This is a genomic window from Myroides sp. N17-2 (genome assembly GCF_002286775.1).
GTDB lineage: Bacteria > Bacteroidota > Bacteroidia > Flavobacteriales > Flavobacteriaceae > Flavobacterium.
In genome coordinates this window covers 1-19,931 of the sequence record NZ_NSGJ01000004.1, presented here as the reverse complement: position 1 = coordinate 19,931, position 19,931 = coordinate 1, and the positions used below count along the sequence as shown (strand labels likewise).

Sequence of the window (19,931 nt, the reverse complement as noted above, 5' to 3'; positions counted from 1 at the left end):
ACTTTTACAGTTACGTTGGTTAGTCCGTTAACTGTAAGCTGTTCACTGTTAACCATTTTTATTATTTATCAGCTAATCTTAGTATATCTCCAAACACTCCACGTGCTGTAACTGAGGCTCCTGCTCCTGCTCCTTGAATAATGATAGGGTTGTCTCCGTAGCTTTCTGTGTATATTTCGAATATACTGTCTGAGCCTTTTAGCTGTCCTAAGGCAGAGCTAGTAGGTACTTCGATTAGTTTGGTTTCTAATACACCTTTGTCCTTTTGTAAGTCGCCTGATAGTTCCCCTACATAGCGAAGTACAGTGTCAGGAGCTAAGCCTTGTTTTATCTTGTCGAAGTAAGGGTTTAACTTCTCTAAACTGTTTAAGAACGTTGGTGTATCTACTGTTTGTAATTCTGTAGGGATAAGGTTCTGTATATTGATTTCTTCGAACTCATTTTGCAAGTCTAACTCACGTGCAAGGATTAATAACTTACGTCCTACGTCATTACCTGATAAGTCTTCACGTGGATCAGGTTCTGTATATCCTTTCTCTATCGCTTCTTTTAGTACTTCATTAAACGGTCTATCTTGAACAGAGTAGTTGTTGAAGATATAGCTTAAGCTTCCTGAGAATACTCCTTTGATCTTCGTGATATTCTCTCCTGATAAGTGCAACAGTTTAATCGTATCAATCAATGGTAAACCTGCTCCTACGTTCGTTTCGTATAAATATTCTTTGTGATTCGCTTTTAACGTCTGACGAAGTTCATTGTAGAAGCTATATGATATGGTATTCGCTATCTTGTTAGAAGAGATTAAGTCAAATCCGTTCTCTACTAATGGGATATAGTTCTTGATGAATTCTCCTGAAGCAGTATTGTCGATAGCGATTAGGTTCTCTAAGTGATTTGCATTTGCATAGTCTATTACTTCTTGTATAGTATATGCTACACTCTTCTCTTTTAAGTCATCTCTCCAATTGCAGTTGATACCGCCATCGTTAAGTAATACTTTCTTAGAGTTTCCGATAGCGAAGATGTTCAGTGATATGTTCTTCTTGTCTTCGATTGATTGAGCAGAGTGTAAGATTTGGTCTATCAATGTTCCGCCAACTAAACCATGTCCAAATACAGCAATGTTTATCTTTTTAGCAATACCGAATATTTGCCCATGTATAACGTTTAGTGCTTTTTTAGCTTCTTCTTTTCGAACTACTAAGCTTACGTTTTTACCTGTTACTGTATTGTTGAATAGGATAGGAACAATCTTATTCTTTACCAATGCAGCATAAGGTTTATCAAAAGTGCTTAAGTTCTGCCCAATGATAGAGATAACAGCTAAGTCCCTGATAATAGTGATACTGTTCACATCACGTGTATAGAAGTCATTAGAGAATTCTCTATTTAAAGCATCAGCTGCTTTGTCGGCATCTTTGTCTTCAACTATAAATCCTAAACCACGTTCTGAAGAACCTTGAGAGATAACCCCTATGCTAATTCCTTCGTTAGCTAAAGCTGTGAATACACGGGCATCAACACCAACGATACCTAATAATCCACGTCCTTCGAACTGTATTAAGGCAACATTAGACTGAACAGAAAGTGACTTGATTCCCTTTGCTGTTGCTTTATTAGAGATCAATGTTCCTTTGTTTTCAGGGTTTAGTGTGTTTAAGATTCGAAGCGGAATATTATTTTCTACTAAAGGCAATATCGTTTTAGCATGTAAGATAGATGCTCCGAAGTTTGCTAACTCATTAGCTTCGTCAAAGTGAAGTTCTTCTATCTTCTGTGCGTTCTTTACCCAATCAGGGTTAGCAGTATAAATACCATCAACGTGTGTATAGTTTTGCAATTCATCCGCTTGAATGAAGTTCGCTAATAAAGCCGCTGAGTAGTTGCTACCATTGCGTCCGAGTGTAGTAGTGTCTCCTTTATCAGTTGCCCCAATAAAACCTGTCACTACAGCTATCGTTCCTTTGTCTAAGTTGTCAAAGTAAGCTTTAGTTTTTTGTTTTGATACTTCATCTATCGCTTGTGCGCTACCGAAGTTATTATCCGTGATAAAGAATTGACGGCTATCTACAGGAGTTGCTTTAATACCTTTTGCATTTAACTGAGCTGCTAATATTTTACTTGATATTAATTCCCCCTGTGCTAATACTTGGTCTTTAATTTTCACTCCATAGTCTTCGATTAATGAAACTCCCTCATATAATTTGCTCAATACTTCTATTTCAGTCTGTATATCTGCTTCGTTGTGGTATGTTCTGTTTTTGAATGCCTCAAAAGCAGTTGCGTAATCTTGTTTAGTCTTTGCTAAGTCTAATATATTTTCAAGGGTATCTGTTGTATCTCCTATTGCAGAAACAACGATAGTGATAGGTCCTTCACTTATTTTATTTTTGACAATGTTTATAACGTTTTCAAAAGCTTGTCCTGATGCAAGAGATTTTCCTCCAAACTTTAATACTTTCATGATGTGCTGATTTTAGAATAATGGTTTTAATAAATGGTTTAATTGTTCGTATTCAATTAAAAAGGCATCGTGGCCGTGTATTGATTGAATCTCTTGGTATGTAATGTGTTTGCAACAGTCTTTTAATAAAGCTACTGTGTGCTCTTGTTCTTTGTTTGTGAACATATAATCTGTATCTACTGCTATACAGTGTATTTGTGCACTTGTTTGTTGAGCAAAAGCCTTTAAACTATCTTGTGTTTGTTCTTGACCTATTGTTTTCAGAAGGTGATTCATCAACTTATAAGCGGATAGTTTAAAGCGATCTTCTAAACTCTGCCCATGGTACTTTAGCCAACTCTCTATAGCGTATTGGTTTTCACTTTCTTTAAAACCATTTGAGAACTTCTGCTGGAGCGATGCAGGAGTGCGATAGAGTAGCATAGCGTGCATACGAGCATCTTCTATAGGTCGAGTCGAATTATTTAGAATGCTATCTTGTACTAAGGCATTTCCTATTAACCAATCTGATGCTTTACAACTTGTAGCTATAGGGATTAGATGATCTACAGCTGTTGGTCTTAAGAAAGCTAACTCCCAAGCGATACTTCCTCCTAAGCTTCCCCCAATGACAGCGTATAAGTGACTAACGTGTAGTCTGTCTAACGCTTTCCAAAACACTTCTGCGATAACTTTAGTGGTTATAGCTTTGTAGTCTTGGATGAGGTGAGTCTCTTCTTCGTTGTATCCATTTCCTGGAATGTCAAAAGCGATAACAGTGTATTTGTTAAGGTCGATTACTTTATCATATCCCACTAAGCTATTCCACCATCCATTGTCTCCTGCCACTTGACTATTTCCTGTCAAGGCGTGATTCACCAACACAATTGGAGCACTGTGTAAGGGTTGTCCCACCACCTGATAAGTGAAGTGAAAGGTATGTGTACTGCCGTTAGGTAGCGTGTGGTTAGTGATGGTTATTTCTTGTAAGCGACTCATGGTATTCTATTGTTTATAGTGCTAATGCTTGTTTGATATCTTCTATTAAATCTTCTGTTTCTTCTAAGCCGATAGATAAGCGTATTAAGCTTTCTGATATACCTGCTTGTATTTTTGTTTCTTTGGGAACTGATCCATGTGACATCTCAAAAGGGTAGTTGCTTAAACTCTTTATTCCTCCTAATCCCTCTGTCAGTGTGAATAGTTCTAATCCTTGAATGAACTTTAAGGCAGCTACTTTAGTATTGTCTTTTAAGTCAAAACTGATGACTCCTCCATAGTATTTCTGTTGCTTCTTAGCCAACTCGTGTCCTTCGTGACTTTTTAATCCTGGATAATATATCTTGTCTATCTTAGGATGTGTGCTGAGGTATTCTGCTATCTGTAAGGCATTCTCTGAATATCCCTTATATCTTAACAGCAGAGTTTCAATTCCTCTTATGGTAAGAAAGCTATCAAAAGGACTAAGGATTGCACCTGTGGAGTTCTGATGAAACTTAATAATCTTACCAATCTCTTCTGTCTTAGTAATAACTAAGCCTGCTACTACGTCTGAATGCCCTGCGATATATTTAGTGGCACTGTGTACGACAAGGTCTGCTCCTAAGTCTAATGGCTTCTGTGCTATTGGGGTAGCGAAAGTATTATCAACGCATAGCCAAACCTTGTGTTTCTTAGCAATAGTAGCGATGGCTTGAATATCTGATATTCGTAGGGTAGGGTTAGTAGGGCTTTCTATCCAAATCAACTTGGTTTTACTGTTGATTGCCTTTTCTATATTCTCTACCACTGTTGTATCTACATAATGTGTCTTGATCCCAAACTTCGCATATACCTCATTCAACAGTCTGTATGTCCCACCGTAAATATTAGCGACTGCAATGACTTCATCTCCTTGACTTAAAGTTTTAAACACAGCATCTATCGCTGCAAGTCCACTTCCAAAAGCAAATCCCTTTGCTCCATTCTCTAAAGAAGCGATCAAGTCTTCAAGTACTTGACGTGTAGGGTTATTAGTACGACCGTAATCAAATCCCTTATTGACACCTGGTGCTTCTTGACCGAATGTTGAGGTCTGATAGATTGGCACTGCTATAGCTCCTGTATGTGGGTCTATCGGAATGTGTTTTAGTATATCTGTTTGGGTACTCATTTTATAATGTTTTAAATACGTTAGCTAAATCTGCTTTTAAGTCCTCGATGTTTTCTATTCCTACTGATAATCTGATTAAGTCAGGCGCTACTCCTGTTGCTTTTTGTTCTGCTACGCTTAATTGTTGATGTGTAGTAGAAGCAGGGTGGATGATTAATGACTTGGTATCTCCGATGTTTGCAACTAAAGAGAAAAGCTTGGTGTCGTTAGCAACTGTCTTCGCTGCTTCAAATCCTTTCTTCAATCCGAATGTAACTACCCCACTTTGTCCTTTAGGTAAGTACTCTTTTGCTAAATCGTAGTAAGCACTTGACTTCAGACCTGGATAGTTAACCCATGCTACAGTGTCTTGCTTCTCTAACCACTCTGCTAATGCAAGTGCGTTCTCACTGTGTTTTTGGATTCTGATAGGCAATGTTTCTAATCCTTGAATGATTTGGAAAGCATTAAGTGGGCTAAGTGCTGCGCCTAAATCTCTTAATCCTTCTACTCTTACCTTAGCTATGAATGCTGCATTACCTAAAGCTTCGTGATAAACAAGACCGTGGTATCCTGGTGATGGCTCTGTAAACTCAGGGAACTTACCACTTGACCAATCGAATGTTCCAGCATCAATTATTGCTCCTCCTAATGAAGTACCATTCCCTGTGATGTATTTCGTAAGTGAGTGAATGACGATATTAGCACCGTGTTGTATTGGATTAAGTAGAGCAGGAGAAGCTACTGTGTTATCTACGATAAACGGTATGTTAAACTCCTTAGCGATCTTTGCAACTGCTTTAAGGTTAATGATGTCTAACTTCGGATTACCTAAACTCTCTACGAATATTGCTTTTGTATTGTCTTGAATATTGTTTCTGAAGTTGTCTATGTTAGAGGGATCAACGAATGTAGTGTTGATACCAAAACGAGGTAGCGACACATTAAACAAGTTATACGTTCCACCGTATAAGCTATTAGATGATAATATATGGTCACCTGCTTTTAGTAATGTTAAGAACGCTGTAGAGATAGCTGATGCTCCTGAAGCTGTTACTACTGCTCCGATACCTCCCTCAAGTGCTGCTAAGCGTTGTTCTAAGATATCGTTAGTAGGATTGTTTAATCTTGTATAGATATATGCAGGGATAGATAGGTTAAATGCACCTGCTGCATGATCCGCATTTTCGAATACATATGATGAAGTCTGATAGATAGGCACTGCTCTTGTTCCTGCTGTTGCTTGTACATTGTGTCCTGCGTGTAATGCTTGTGTTGAAAAGTTTAAATTGCTCATGGTTGATTATGTTTTTAAATGTTTTAGTTACTAATTTGTGGGCATAAAAAAAGTCCCTTCGGCACTGCCGAAAGGACTTCAAGTATTCTAATCTTGTTTTTAGATTATGACTAACTCGTTGACTTTAGGCAATAGGGCGGTGTGAACATCATCATGTTCATCATCATCATTGCCATCATCATTGTGTTAGTATTGTAAATCATGGTATTGTTTTTATTCTAATTATATACTGTTGAAATTGGTGTAAAAAAAAAGCCCTCGCTACTGCAAGGGCTTTATATATGTTATTTTGAATTTAAGTTTATGCAAATAACAAGCCCTGCGGATTTCTCCACATCATCATTGTCATCATCATTGTATAAACTGTATTCATTATTTCTTCTTTGTTTTTGTTGTTACAAATATCACTAATTTATTTTGGAATAAACAAAATAAAAATAACTTTTTTTATAATTTCAAGTAAAAATCCTTTACAAGTGCCTCAAATGCTGGGGTGTACTGATGTCTCTCTACTTCGATAATTAGCTCGTCTAACGGTATTTTATCTACTAATTGACGTGAAAAAGCAATTAAGCTACGCTTGATTTCGGCTTGTTCGTTCCCTCGAACGCGAGTTACCTTAAATGGATAGATACCAAACTCCGCTGCTAAACGGATCATAGTGTCTTCTTCCTTAGCGGGAATGATTACACTAAATACCCCTTTCTCAGACAAAAAGTATTCTACAGCTTCAACTAATAAGTCAAAAGGCATCGCATCCTGAAAGCGTGCAGTGTCTCTCTGTTTATCATTTGTTTGATAGTCTTCACTATAGAATGGAGGATTAGAGATAATCAAGTCATACTCTTCTTCCATCTCATTAGCGAAAGTCTCTAAGTCAGCATGGTAGCAGAATAGTCTATCTCCCCATGGGCTGTTCTCAAAGTTATCAATAGCTTGTTCATGCGCACTCTCATCTATTTCTACTCCATCTATTTGTTCAGCACCTGTACGCTGTGCCATCATAAGGGCTAATAGGCCTGTACCTGACCCAATGTCTAATACACTATAAGGATTGTGATCTACAGGTGTCCAAGCGCCTAATAGCACTCCATCTGTACCTACCTTCATCGCGCATTTATCTTGCTGTATTGTGAACTGTTTAAACTCAAACATCTTGTTTATTCTTTTCACAAAAGTACATTATTTAATAACTCTTTGTTTAAAAGTGTTCAGAAACTGAACATTGCTGCTTACCTATTTTGTAAATCCTATATTCATAGGAAGTAGTTGATTTTAGATACAATAGTAGATTTAAGATTTTTAAAGAGTTAAAATAGTATATTGTCTTTATATTTGAAAGAAAAGAGAATATGAAAGATTGGTTTGAAAAGAATCGCCCTCTATACGAAATGTTTAGTAAAAGGATAGAAGAGATTATCTCTGATATTTTTACTAATGAGAATATTGAATATCATCAAGTTGCTTCAAGAACGAAATCATTAGAAAGTTTTAATAAGAAATTAGATGTAAAAAAATACAAAGAACAATCTCAACTAACTGATTTGTCTGGAATTAGAATTATTACCTATGTCCAAGATACTATTCCTCTTGTAAGAAATCTTATAGAGCAGCATTTTGAAATTGATGAGCAGAATAGTGCAGATAAGAGTATTGAGCTTGGAATTGATAGAGTGGGATACAAATCTGTGCATTATGTATGTAGTTTTAAAGAAGATAGATTAGGGTTGCCAGAATTTGAGAAGTTTAGAGATTGTAAGTTCGAGATTCAAATACGTACAATACTTCAACATTCATGGGCAGAGATAGAACATGATAGAAATTATAAATTTGGAGGTAAGTTGAAGGATGATCTACAACGTAGATTGAAATTATTAGCTGGTTTGTTAGAATTAGCAGATAATGAGTTTAATACAATATCTAATGAAATTGATAATTATTCAAAAGAGGTAGAAGAGGAAACTGCTAAAGGGAATTTAAATATTTCGATAGATTCTACTTCTTTACAAAGCTATATTGATAAGCTTTTTAAGGATAGTTTAGTAATAGATTATATTGATAATATTAAGCAAATACCTGAAATTATATCTGAATTAAGAAACTACGGTTTGGAGACTTTAAATCAAATAGAAGATATTATTCCTAATGATTTATTTGAAGCTTATGAAAAGTATGGTAGAGAGGTTACTTCTATTGGGGTTCTTAGAGATATTATGATTATTAATGATAGTGAAAAGTATTTTAAAAAGTCGTATATGAATGATTGGGTCTTTTTTGAAAGCATGTACGCATATGATGTAGAAAGTGCCTTTTATAAGCATTTTGGTATTGAAAAATCTAATTTAGAAGAGTTAAGAGTTCTGAGTAATAATGGAATGCTATAGTCAAGAATCTTCATTTAGTAAAGTATTATATGCTCTACATCTTATACTACTTCTTTAAAGTACAAATATAGAGATATGAAATAGAGTTAATAAAATAATTCTATTTCTTCTTAACCTCTTTTAATAAGTCTTCAAGGTAATCTATTTGCACTTCCTGTATTTCTAGTAGTTTTTTGTTTTGGTGTACTAATAAGTGATCTATCTTTTCGCTTAATAGCTTAATCTCTAATTCAGCTTTAAGGTTGATTTTATAATCATGTTCATTGCGTTGTCTATCTTTTTGTTCCTGTCTATTTTGACTCATCATAATGATTGGAGCTTGTATAGCAGCCAAACAAGAAAGTATTAAATTTAATAAAATAAAGGGATACGGGTCAAAAGGCTTCGCAGTGAATACCCAAATGTTTATTGCCATCCATATGATTAGAAACGAAAAAAAAGTAATGATAAAGGTCCAACTACCACCGAAGGTAGCTACTCTGTCAGCTATTCGTTGCCCTAAAGTAAGTTTTGCCTCTATTACATCTTGTATGTTCTCAGATAATATGGCGTTGTTCTGAATAGCATTCATCACATCTTTGTCCAATATATCCATTTCTCCTTTTTCTTGCATTACTAAGGAAGTAAGATATAGGCGTCTATACCTGTTGAGTTCAGCTATCGTTATGAAATCTTGTTTAGTGAAGCTCGGGTAGTCTCTTTGGATTAGGAGAAAGATACCTTTTCGAATATCAACCCCTTTAATCTCTTCACCTGGAGTGATGTCGTTTTTCGTAATATAGCTAATCATCATAATAGTATGGTGTTTAAGGTAGTATTAAATGTAGAAATACTATTTGAATTAACAATATACAGTTTAAGAAGTTGTTATAACAAAAAACCTCGAATCAACAGATTCGAGGTTTTGTATATTAAGATAGATATTATCTCTTTAAGTAGATATCTAATAGTCCAACGGGTACGTGTAGATATAGCTTTTTATTTTCACGATCCACTTTATGTATAAGCTCATCGATCATCGGTACTAATATTTCAGTTCCGTTAAAGTCTATTTCGAATATCGGTTGGTAGTTACTATCATTTACTCTTTTTAGTGTACCTATATTTCCTTCATTCGTATCTATTACATCGAAGTCAGTGATCTCGTGGTAGTAGAATTTGTTTCCTTCTAATTTAGGAAGCATCGTTAAAGGTAGGTAAATCTCTGATCCGACTAAACGGTCAGCATCTTCTTCTGAGTTAGATTCTTCGAATTTAACTCTTAGAAAATCGCTTTTATGTAATGAAGCTTGTGACATAAAAAAAGGAACCAGTTGTCCGTCGAAGTCGACGAACACTGATTCCAAGTTTTCGTATAACTCAGGTTCATCAGTATCTAAATAAATAAGTACCTCCCCTTTAAAGCTAAATTTCTTTGCGATTTTGCCTAAATAGAAACAATCCTTTTTACGCATCTCGCTAGTAAATTATGCTTGAGTTTCTTCGTTGCTTTCTTCAGCAGCTACTTCAGCAGTTTCTTCTGCAGGAGCAACAGCAGCAGCAGCTTTAGCTTGAGCAGCAGCAGCACGTTTAGCGTTTACTTCTTTCTCAGCAGCTAATCTAGCAGCTTTGTCAGCAGCTTTGTTAGATGATAAACCATCTTTCTTAGCGTTGATTTTGTTAGCTTTTTCTTCTAACCAAGCAGCGAATTTCGCGTCAGCTTGCTCTTGAGTTAAAGCTCCTTTGTTAACTCCACCTTGTAAGTGGTGTTTTAACATTGCTCCTTTGTAAGAAAGTAATGTTCTAGCAGTATCTGTAGGTTGAGCACCGTTGAATAACCATTTAACAGCAGAATCAACATTTAATTCTACAGTTGCAGGGTTAGTATTAGGATTGTAAGTTCCGATTTTCTCTAAGAATTTACCATCTCTTGTTGCACGTGCATCAGCAGCTACTACCCAGTAAAAAGGTTTCCCTTTTTTACCGTGTCTTTGTAATCTAATTTTTACAGACATAATTAATTTAATTAGTTGAGGTACCCGACCTCGGTTTTATAATTCCGGCAAAGGTAATATTTATTTTGATGTAATGAGAGATAAAAATAACTTTTTTAAACTTCTATTGTGTTGATTATGTGTTGTTTTCTGTGAATGTCACTTTTGCTATGTTGGTTTTTTCTGTAGATAGTACTTAGACTACTATCTTGAGTATTGGTTTTCGTTAGTTGTGTAACTGTAAAACTGTACTGTTTTTTATCTTCAAAATTTGAGTATATTAGATCTATTGAATGAAGTTATTTTAAGTTATTGTTTGATCTGTTTATATGACTGATTATTAATTTTTTATATGTTTAAAGTCAACAATTTCACTAAGAGGTTGTTTATTTGGTATCAAAATATAAAGGTGTAGTGAAAATAATTTGTTTTTATTTTGTATATTTGTAAAGCATTGAATATCAATATTTAGTAATTTTTTTAGACCAATCTTCAAGGTCAATTTTTAAAGTAATCAAAGCATACATTAATAAGGGTAATTTAGGCATTTTTATGCTATTTTGGCTTGGGTGAGTCCATAGTGAGTCCATAATGAGTCCATAGTGACTCCATTAGAACAGCCTTTTTAATGGAGTCACTATAGACTTATTATGCTGTCAGTATACATTTATATGAACGGAGATAGGAACATCTTTAAAAGAGGCTATTAATAGAGTGGTTTTGGATAGGAAAAGGGTAAAAGAGGTTTAATCCTTGTGAGATAGAATCATTGATTTCTAGTGAAATAGAAATAAAATGTAGAGCTGCAAAGATACGAATTTAAGTTGGGAGGTATAGAAAGGGATAAAGTAGATACATGCTTATTTTTGGATACTACTTAGTCTGTTAAGTAGGGTATATTAACTTCTAAGTTACTCAGTAATTATTAAAAGTTAATATTATATTAAAATAAAGCTTTTTTGTGTGAGTAAAATACTATATTTTTGTATTCGCTGTTATTAAAGAAGATAGTTAAGAAATATGAGAAAGATAATAGGTGTATTTTTATTGATTTTAGGGTTGGGATTCATCGCTTGTGAGAATGAGACGAAGAATGGTGATCCTAGTATTATCGCTATGGTCAACAATGACTTGTTTAAAGCTAAACAAGGAAATGAAGGCAAGGAGATTAATTCTATGAAGTTTGAAACTTGGAGACCACAATTTAGTGAACTAAAAGTAGCAAATGAAAATGTATTCTATCTTAAAGCTGAGACTGATACTACATTGTTTTCAATAAGAGTTCCTTATACTTTGTTTGAAAATCAAGAAAAGAGAAGTTTTGATTTCGGTGATGTAGTGCAAGCTACAACTGCTGAAAATGATAAAGAAGTGGCTTTTGCTACTTATAGAGTTTATGACAATAAGAATACCAAAACACTTATTGCTATCTATAAAACACATACTGATGAGAAAGTAGTGGGCAATGCAGGGCTATTTAGTTATGCTCCTGATGAAAAGCAAGTACCTGGTACAATAACAGCTAGCTTTAATGCTAATATGAGAAAAGAGAAACCGGAGGGTTTTGATAAACTTAGTCAGAAGCAAAAAGATCATTACAATGATTTAACAGATGTAAAATCGTTCCAAGATGGTATGATTTACAGAATGTCTGTAAGTGCAGGGAAATAATTTAATTAGGAATTATCAATTACGAATTGTTTGCCTTCGGCATTAGGTCAGAGATTGCAAGTCTGTGACAGCTGTCTATGTTTGAAGGAAAAGATATATGAAGGCTACTCTTTAAGGGTGGTCTTTTTTTATTCACAAAATAAAACAGTGATATCACAACAAGCCAACAACAACTTCACTACATCACAACTTCACAGAAGAACAAAATCACAGAACCACAAAAGTTTTGTAACTTTGTGTTTTAGACTATTCTACCTTTATTTAGGTTAACATTCATATAATCAAGCATGTATTTAATTTTTGATACCGAAACAACGGGACTTCCTAAAAGTTGGCAAGCACCTATTACTGATACTGATAACTGGCCTCGATGTGTACAGATCGCATGGCAGTTACACGATGAGTATGGGAACTTGATAGAGCATCAGGATTATTTGATCAAGCCTGAAGGATATAATATTCCCTATGATGCTGAACGTATACACGGTATTTCTACTGAGTTAGCGGAGCAGCAAGGTGTGGCGTTAGAAGTGGCTTTAGCACAATTCAACATTGCACTGTCTAAGACGAAATTCATCGTAGGTCAGAACCTTGGTTTTGACTTGAATATTATGGGGTGTGAGTTTTATCGTAAGGGAGTGGATAGTATTATGGCTCAACTTCCGGTACTAGACACCTGTACAGAGGTGACAGCAGAGATGCTTAAGCTACCTGGAGGTAGAGGAGGACGATTTAAACTTCCTACGCTTACTGAGTTACATACATTCTTATTTGGCGTGCCATTCGGAGAGGCGCATAATGCTACTGCCGATGTGGAAGCGACGACACGTTGTTTCTTAGAGTTGATTAAGCATGGTACGTTTTCTGCTAAGGAGTTACAACAAGATGAAGACTATGTAAAACGTTATCGCGAGGCTAATCCGGAACCATTTCAGTTAGTAGGACTTAAACATATTAACTTACAGAAAGCTTCTGAAGAGATTAGAAAGAAGTTAGCTAAGCAAGAGAGTGGTGCTTCAGTAGAAGTATCTGACCATGCTAGAGAACTATTTGATAATGCTAAGTTCGCTCACCTGCATGTGCATACTCAGTTCTCTATTTTACAGTCTACGATAGCGATTAATAATTTAGTAAAGAAAGCAGGAGACTGTGATATGTCTGCTGTGGCGATGACAGACCACGGTAATATGATGGGGGCATTCCACTTCGTTATGGCTGTGAATAATCATAATAAAGGAGTTGAAGCAAAGAATAAAGAGCGTGTTGAGAATGGTGAAGAGCCATTACAGACACTTACCCCTATTGTTGGGTGTGAGTTCTTTGTTTGCGAAAACCATACAGATAAAACCAAAAAAGATAATGGATATCAAGTAGTCTTACTTGCTAAAAATAAAGCTGGGTATCACAACCTAGCGAAGATGGCATCTATCGCTTATACAGATGGATTTTACTATGTACCTCGTATTGATAAGGGAGTAGTGGAGCAGTATAAGGAAGATATTATCATGTTGACAGGTAACTTATATGGAGAAGTGCCTGGGAAGATATTAAACGTAGGAGAACGCCAAGCTGAAGAAGCCTTAGTATGGTGGAAAGAGCAGTTCGGTGAAGATCTATATGTAGAGTTAATGCGACATAATCAGGAAGATGAAAATCGCGTGAACAAGGCATTAGTAGAGTTAGCTCGTAAACATAATGTGAAATTAATAGCGACTAATAATGCTTATTATTTAGATAAAAAAGATGCAAATGCACACGACATTTTGTTATGTGTAAAAGAGGGTGAGAAACAATCAACTCCTATCGGTAGAGGTCGAGGGTATAGATATGGACTTCCTAATCAGGAGTACTATTTCAAGTCTTCTGATGAAATGAAGGAGCTGTTCGAAGACTTGCCAGATGCAATCTATAATATACAGGAAATAGTGGATAAGGTAGAGCCATTCGTGCTTCACCGTGATGTATTACTTCCTAAATTTGACATACCTGAGGAGTTTCAAGATGCACGAGATTTAGAAGGTGATGGAAGTGGAAAGAGAGGAGAGAATAACTTCTTAAAACACCTTACTTATATAGGTGCAGAGAAGAGATATCCAGTGATAACAGATGAGATCCGTGAGCGTTTAGATTTTGAGTTGGCAACTATCGAGAAAACGGGATATCCTGGTTACTTCTTGATTGTACAAGATTTTATTGCCGCAGCTAGAGATATGGGTGTGTCTGTAGGACCAGGTCGTGGATCAGCAGCGGGATCAGCAGTAGCTTATTGTTTGTGGATCACTAACCTTGACCCTATTGAGTATGACCTTCTTTTTGAGCGTTTCCTTAATCCTGACCGTGTATCGATGCCCGATATTGATATTGACTTTGATGATGAGGGGCGAGGACGAGTAATGGATTATGTAATCAATAAGTATGGATCTAGCCAAGTAGCGCAAATCATTACTTATGGTAAGATGGCGACTAAGTCTGCTATTCGAGATACAGCTAGGGTGCTAGATTTACCATTGTTTGAAGCAGACAGAATAGCTAAGCTTATCCCTGGTATGATGCCTTCTAAGTGGAACTTAAATAGGTTCTTAACAGAAGATGAGAATGCTGTGAAAGCGGTGTTGCGTTCAGAGGAGTTTGATAAAGTAAAAGAATTAATTGCTCTAGCTCAGGATGGTTCGCTAGCAGCAGAGACCATACAGCAAGCGAAAATATTAGAAGGTTCGATGCGTAATACAGGGATACATGCCTGTGGGGTAATTATTACTCCAGATGATATTACGAAGTTCGTACCTGTGACGTTAGCTAAAGATTCTGACTTGTATGTTACTCAGTTTGATAACTCAGTAGCGGAAAGTGCAGGACTGCTAAAGATGGACTTTTTAGGGTTGAAAACATTGACTCTGATTAAAGATACTATCAAATTAGTTAAGTATCGTACAGGAATTGAAATAGATCCTGACAAGATACCTATTGATGATGTGAAGACTTATGAATTGTTCCAGAGAGGAGAGACTATAGGGGTGTTTCAGTATGAATCTGCAGGTATGCAGAAATATATGCGAGAGCTAAAACCTACTGTGTTTGCCGATTTGATTGCAATGAATGCCTTATATCGTCCAGGGCCTTTAGAGTACATTCCATCGTTTATTCGCCGTAAGAACGGTGAGGAACCTATCGTCTATGACTTAGATGCTTGTGAGGAGTATTTAAAAGAAACATACGGGATTACAGTATATCAAGAGCAGGTAATGCTTCTGTCACAGAAGTTGGCTGGATTTACTAAAGGTGAGGCCGATGTATTGCGTAAAGCGATGGGTAAGAAGCAAAAAGAAGTACTAGATAAGATGAAACCACAGTTCGTAGCGCAAGCTTCGGCGAAAGGTCATGCAGAACCGATGTTAGAGAAGATATGGAAAGACTGGGAGGCATTTGCTTCTTATGCTTTTAACAAGTCTCACTCTACATGTTATGCATGGATAGCCTATCAGACAGCTTATCTTAAAGCGCATTATCCAGCAGAATATATGGCGGCAGTACTGTCTAATAATATGAATGATATTAAGTCTGTGACTTTCTTTATGGAAGAGTGTAAGCGAATGGGGTTACAGGTATTAGGGCCAGATGTGAATGAGTCATTCTATAAGTTTACAGTAAATGACAACTATGATTTGCGCTTCGGGATGGGAGCTATTAAGGGCGTGGGGCAAGGTGCTGTAAATACTATCGTAGAGAATAGAAAAGATGGATTATATACTTCTGTATTTGATTTGTCTAAACGCATAGATTTGAGGTCAGCGAATAAGAAAGCATTTGAAAACTTAGCATTAGCTGGAGGATTTGATTGCTTTAAAAATACACATAGAGCTCAATATTTCCATATGGATCCGAGTGATAATATAGTGTTTTTAGAGAAGGCTATTCGCTTTGGGGCAAAGTCTCAGGAAAATGATAATTCTTCTCAGTTTAGTCTGTTCGGAGAGAGTAGTGAGGTGCAGATAGCCGAACCATTATTACCAATCTGTGAGGAATGGAGTACAATGGAAAAGTTGGCGAAAGAAAAAGAAGTGGTAGGGATCTATATTTCAGGACATCCACTAGATGACTTTAGATTTGAGATGAAGTACTTCTGTAATGTAAGAGTAGAAGAGTTAGTGAACTTAGCTCCATTTACAGGGCGTAATGTTATGTTCGGAGGGATGATTAGCGATGTGCAATTCCGTACATCTGCTAAAGGAAAGGATTGGGCGATGTTTACTGTCGAAGGCTATGATGAGAGTTTTGAGTTTAGAATGTTTAATGAAGAGTTTCTGAAATTTAGGCATTTCTTGTTAAATAATACATTTGTATTCATTAAGATCTTGGTCAAAGAAGGGTGGATAAAGAAAGAGACAGGCGAGAAGACAGAGCCGCGTATACAGTTTATGGAAATGAAGTTACTACACGAGGTTATTCCTAGTTTTGCGAAGAAGTTAACTGTAATTATGAATGTGAGGGATATTGCTTCTAGACGTGTAGAGTTGATTAAAGATGCATTTAATAGATATCAGGGAGATAGCTTTGTTAACTTTGAGATATTAGAGATAGAACGTATACAAAAAGAGCCTACATTGATTGCGCCTGTGATAAGAATGAATGATTCTGATGATGATGAGAATGCGGTAGATAGTTTCGATGAAGAAGCAGAGGTAGCTGTTGATGTACCTGAATTTAAGGTTGTCAATAGATTAGAGATGTCTAGTCGTAGTAGTAGAGTGAATATTACCGCGGAGTTATTAGAAGAATTAGAAGGATTGCAGGTTGATTTTAAATTAAACTAATAGATATGATACTTTTTGGTAATGGTTTTATAGATAAAAATAATTAGTACTATATCATTAAGTATAATAAATTTACTAAGTTTGTTGATATAATATAAAAGCAAAGAATAATGGCATTAGAAATAACAGATGCTACTTTCGAGGAAGTAGTATTAAAATCAGACAAACCAGTAGTGGTTGACTTTTGGGCAGTATGGTGTGGACCTTGTAAAATGTTAGGGCCAGTAGTTGAAGAATTAAGTGCAGAATACGATGGTAAAGCTGTAGTTGGTAAAGTAGACGTTGATGCAAATCAAGAATTCGCTGCTAAATACGGTGTAAGAAATATCCCAACTGTATTAATCTTTAAAGATGGTGAAGTAGTAGGACGCCAAGTAGGTGTAGCTCCAAAGAAAACTTATGCTGAGGCAATAGACGCTCTATTGTAATCACAAGAATGAATATATATGAAGGCTCTCAGTAATGGGAGCCTTTTTAATTAGAAATTATCAATTAAGAATAGTTGCCTTCGATATTAGGGAAATGTGTTATTCTTTTAGCGGGTGGAAGTGCTTTGTGGATATAGGTAGAATAGATTTATAATTCCTAATTATTTAGTCTCCACCACAACCTCCGCATCCTCCGCCACCACATGAGCTACCGCAAGAACTGCTGTTAGAGCTTCCACAGCTACTATTAGAACTACTACCATCACTACTACAGCTATTGCTACTATTGTTTGAGTTAGATGATATGTGTGGGATTGGAGCGTTAGCTAATATCACCATCGTAGTGAGTGATGCTCCTAAAGCTGCATTGCCTGTCAGAAAGTAAGACCACTGCCAGTTGTCTTCTTTCAGTTTAGAGAATTTAACTCGCTTTGTGTAATATTTGGTTATGGCCTTATGGATACCTTCTGATGCTAGTCTCTGTAAGAAAAATAGTGAGCTAATGACGATGACTAAGGTTAATATAGTGATGAATAAAACAGGCTTATGACGTTCACTTCCAATGATTATACGCATAAAAGCAAAGAATACTATGCTTAATAGGATGGCGTAGTTCGTTATAAAGAGCTTGTTAAACTTAGCAGACCTGTTGATGTATTTATTTATGCCTTGGATAGTAGTTACTTGGTTAGTAAAGAGTGGTCTACCTATAAGTTTTGGTATTAGCTCTGTGAATTTTCTTGTTTTGAATTGTTTTAACTTGCGTAAGATATAAGCTTGTTCTCGGTTTTTTATATAGGTATCTTGGATCAGCTCTAGTGTATAGTTAGGTCCTGTCTTGATATTATGTTGTTCTATAAGTTCATTAAAAGTACCGATGATACCATCTTTTACATTCTTGTTTTTTAAGTACATCATCTCATAAGGATGAAGGTTATGGATAAAGCTGTTCTCGCTACTGTTTCTAATTATGTCATGTAGTACACTTTTATTGTATTCATTTAAGAATGCAATAACGCCAATAAATATGACCGTTAGTCCGAATAGGAATGCACTACTACTAATATTACTATATATAAGGGTTAAGGGATAATGAAGCAAGGGGATGGCAGCTAGACTTACAAATATTCCTATAAGTAGTTTAGTACTCATTTTATATTTGGTTTTGGGCAAGTGTAAACTGTCATACATAGATTGGTATTCCCATATCTCTTTAGGTTGTTCACCGAAGACTTGGTTATATATTAGTGTAGTATGTTCTTTGGCTTGCTTGAACATATCATATTCTTCACGGTTATGTGTTGAAGGGATATGCTCTATGGTTTTGCCAAGTATAAGGCAAAATTTTCTATATGACTTAGTAAAGACTAAATGTTCATGCCAAACGATATCAACGATATCAGAAGGCGATACCATCTTATCAGAGGTTGCAGCGAGGTACATAAACTTCTTATATTCTAATATAGCTTGCGTGGTGAAGTTTTTGGTCCACTTATTTTCTTTTGCTATTCGGAGTATAAAACCATATTCGTCAGTCCATTTATCTAATTGGTACTCCTCTACTTTCTTCCAAAGTCCTTTATTCATTGTTTGCAATATTTAGTTAAATATCTAATTATTAGAAGAGATATGCAATAAAAAAAGTTGAGTTAGTATGTAGAAGTATCCGGCAATAATGAAATTCGAAGGGGAGTTATAGCTTATTTACAATATTTGAAGATGTGTTTTGCAATATAAAATACGTGTAAGTGCCGATTTTGCTAGTGAAATGGCTTTTTGGGAGAGTTGGTTTTTGGGGAATCAAGGAGTTTTTTGAGTGAAAAGCGTGCTTGTGTGATTAGGGTGGAAAAATAATTGAAAATAAATCACTTTTTAGATGGTTGATTTTTAGTTTAGTAAAGGAATTGGCTAGAAAAAGATTGTTTTTTTTATTGTGCGGATTTGGTACTGTAGAAAATGGTTGTATATTTGCATCGCATTAAAGCAGTAATGACGAAGGTTTGGTAGTTCAGTTGGTTAGAATACATGCCTGTCACGCATGGGGTCGCGGGTTCGAGTCCCGTCCAGACCGCAAAAGGAGAGAGTAGCGTCTCCGTTAAAAGAGACGCTTTTTTATCCACTCTTTAATAAAATAAAAAACTTTAATAAAAGTTTGGAAGTTTAGAAAAAAGAGTTACCTTTGTCGCCGTTAAAGAATTAATGCTTTAAGAATAAAATACTGGTTTGGTAGTTCAGTTGGTTAGAATACATGCCTGTCACGCATGGGGTCGCGGGTTCGAGTCCCGTCCAGACCGCCAGTTAAAAGAAGCCTCTCACAACGTGGGATGGCTTTTTTTGCCCTCTAAATTTCGTATAGAGTGGCTGAAAGTAGTTGTGTTGTTAAGTGCGAAAGCACTAAAGGTTTAGTAGTTAGACCAATGAAAAGCTTTCCTAGTGCGGGAGAGCTTTTTTTAAAAAATTGTCAAGATTGATGGTTTTAACTAATAAACGCAATACAGAAAAGATATTATTGGTTTGGTAGTTCAGTTGGTTAGAATACATGCCTGTCACGCATGGGGTCGCGGGTTCGAGTCCCGTCCAGACCGCCAATAAGAAGAGAACCTCTCATGTAGTTGGGAGGTTTTTTTTGGCCTCTAAAAGTTCATCGATTAGAGGATCTAAAAGTAGTTGTGTTGTTAAGTGCGCAAGCACTAAAGGTTTAGTAGTTAGACCAATGAAAAGCTTTCCTAGTGCAGGAGAGCTTTTTTATTTTTATATACTTTAGTGATATCTACTTCTAGTTAGAAGTTTGAA

Annotated in this window: 13 protein-coding genes and 3 tRNA genes; 7 read left to right on the top strand and 9 right to left on the bottom strand. The window is 36.0% G+C overall.

The window, feature by feature from the left end:
• Positions 1-61: 61 nt before the first annotated feature.
• The 5 genes from thrA to CF599_RS02410 all read right to left on the bottom strand — a co-directional run bounded on the left by thrA (position 62) and on the right by CF599_RS02410 (position 7,026).
• Complete coding sequence (gene thrA, locus CF599_RS02430; protein WP_121964452.1) at positions 62-2,464, bottom strand: bifunctional aspartate kinase/homoserine dehydrogenase I; 2,403 nt, start codon at positions 2,462-2,464, stop codon at positions 62-64.
• A 12-nt stretch (positions 2,465-2,476) separates the two neighbouring features.
• The gene (locus tag CF599_RS02425; protein WP_121964451.1) at positions 2,477-3,442 is read right to left on the bottom strand and encodes an alpha/beta fold hydrolase; all 966 of its coding nucleotides are present in this window, start codon (positions 3,440-3,442) and stop codon (positions 2,477-2,479) included.
• A 13-nt stretch (positions 3,443-3,455) separates the two neighbouring features.
• Positions 3,456-4,595, bottom strand: a complete 1,140-nt coding sequence (locus CF599_RS02420) for a PLP-dependent aspartate aminotransferase family protein (protein ID WP_121964450.1) — start codon at positions 4,593-4,595, stop codon at positions 3,456-3,458.
• Position 4,596: 1 nt separating this feature from the next.
• Complete coding sequence (locus CF599_RS02415; RefSeq protein WP_121964449.1) at positions 4,597-5,871, bottom strand: O-acetylhomoserine aminocarboxypropyltransferase/cysteine synthase family protein; 1,275 nt, start codon at positions 5,869-5,871, stop codon at positions 4,597-4,599.
• Positions 5,872-6,318: 447 nt separating this feature from the next.
• Positions 6,319-7,026 carry a tRNA1(Val) (adenine(37)-N6)-methyltransferase gene (locus CF599_RS02410; protein ID WP_121964448.1) on the bottom strand — a complete coding sequence of 236 codons (708 nt, stop codon included), beginning with the start codon at positions 7,024-7,026 and terminating at the stop codon, positions 6,319-6,321.
• Positions 7,027-7,223: 197 nt separating this feature from the next.
• On the opposite strand from CF599_RS02410, the gene CF599_RS02405 reads away from it, so the two are divergent.
• Positions 7,224-8,255: a GTP pyrophosphokinase family protein gene (locus CF599_RS02405; protein ID WP_121964447.1), complete on the top strand. Its 1,032-nt coding sequence runs from the start codon at positions 7,224-7,226 to the stop codon at positions 8,253-8,255.
• Positions 8,256-8,355: 100 nt separating this feature from the next.
• Here CF599_RS02405 and CF599_RS02400 read toward each other — a convergent pair whose 3' ends face one another.
• The 3 genes from CF599_RS02400 to CF599_RS02390 form a co-directional block, all read right to left on the bottom strand.
• Complete coding sequence (locus tag CF599_RS02400) at positions 8,356-9,048, bottom strand: DUF1003 domain-containing protein (RefSeq protein ID WP_121964446.1); 693 nt, start codon at positions 9,046-9,048, stop codon at positions 8,356-8,358.
• Positions 9,049-9,178: 130 nt separating this feature from the next.
• Positions 9,179-9,709 carry a ribosome maturation factor RimM gene (gene rimM, locus CF599_RS02395; protein WP_121964445.1) on the bottom strand — a complete coding sequence of 177 codons (531 nt, stop codon included), beginning with the start codon at positions 9,707-9,709 and terminating at the stop codon, positions 9,179-9,181.
• A gap of 12 nt (positions 9,710-9,721) precedes the next feature.
• Complete coding sequence (locus CF599_RS02390; RefSeq protein ID WP_121964444.1) at positions 9,722-10,249, bottom strand: 30S ribosomal protein S16; 528 nt, start codon at positions 10,247-10,249, stop codon at positions 9,722-9,724.
• A 999-nt stretch (positions 10,250-11,248) separates the two neighbouring features.
• Here CF599_RS02390 and CF599_RS02385 point away from each other — a divergent pair.
• The 3 genes from CF599_RS02385 (at position 11,249) to trxA (ending at position 17,138) form a co-directional block, all read left to right on the top strand.
• Positions 11,249-11,899, top strand: a complete 651-nt coding sequence (locus CF599_RS02385; RefSeq protein WP_121964443.1) for a hypothetical protein — start codon at positions 11,249-11,251, stop codon at positions 11,897-11,899.
• Positions 11,900-12,186: 287 nt separating this feature from the next.
• A complete protein-coding gene (dnaE, locus tag CF599_RS02380; protein WP_121964442.1) occupies positions 12,187-16,710 on the top strand; it encodes a DNA polymerase III subunit alpha in 4,524 nt (1,507 codons plus the stop codon).
• A gap of 110 nt (positions 16,711-16,820) precedes the next feature.
• Positions 16,821-17,138 (top strand): thioredoxin, encoded by a 318-nt coding sequence (gene trxA, locus CF599_RS02375; RefSeq protein ID WP_121964441.1) that lies wholly within the window; start codon positions 16,821-16,823, stop codon positions 17,136-17,138.
• A 165-nt stretch (positions 17,139-17,303) separates the two neighbouring features.
• Here the strand turns inward: trxA and CF599_RS02370 are convergent, their stop codons facing one another.
• Positions 17,304-18,725, bottom strand: coding sequence for a DUF1399 domain-containing protein (locus CF599_RS02370; protein WP_121964440.1), 1,422 nt, complete (start codon positions 18,723-18,725; stop codon positions 17,304-17,306).
• A 410-nt stretch (positions 18,726-19,135) separates the two neighbouring features.
• Here CF599_RS02370 and CF599_RS02365 point away from each other — a divergent pair.
• The 3 genes from CF599_RS02365 (at position 19,136) to CF599_RS02355 (ending at position 19,726) form a co-directional block, all read left to right on the top strand.
• A tRNA-Asp gene (locus CF599_RS02365) sits at positions 19,136-19,209 on the top strand.
• A gap of 149 nt (positions 19,210-19,358) precedes the next feature.
• Positions 19,359-19,435 (top strand) — tRNA-Asp (locus CF599_RS02360).
• A gap of 214 nt (positions 19,436-19,649) precedes the next feature.
• Positions 19,650-19,726 (top strand) — tRNA-Asp (locus tag CF599_RS02355).
• Positions 19,727-19,931: the final 205 nt, after the last annotated feature.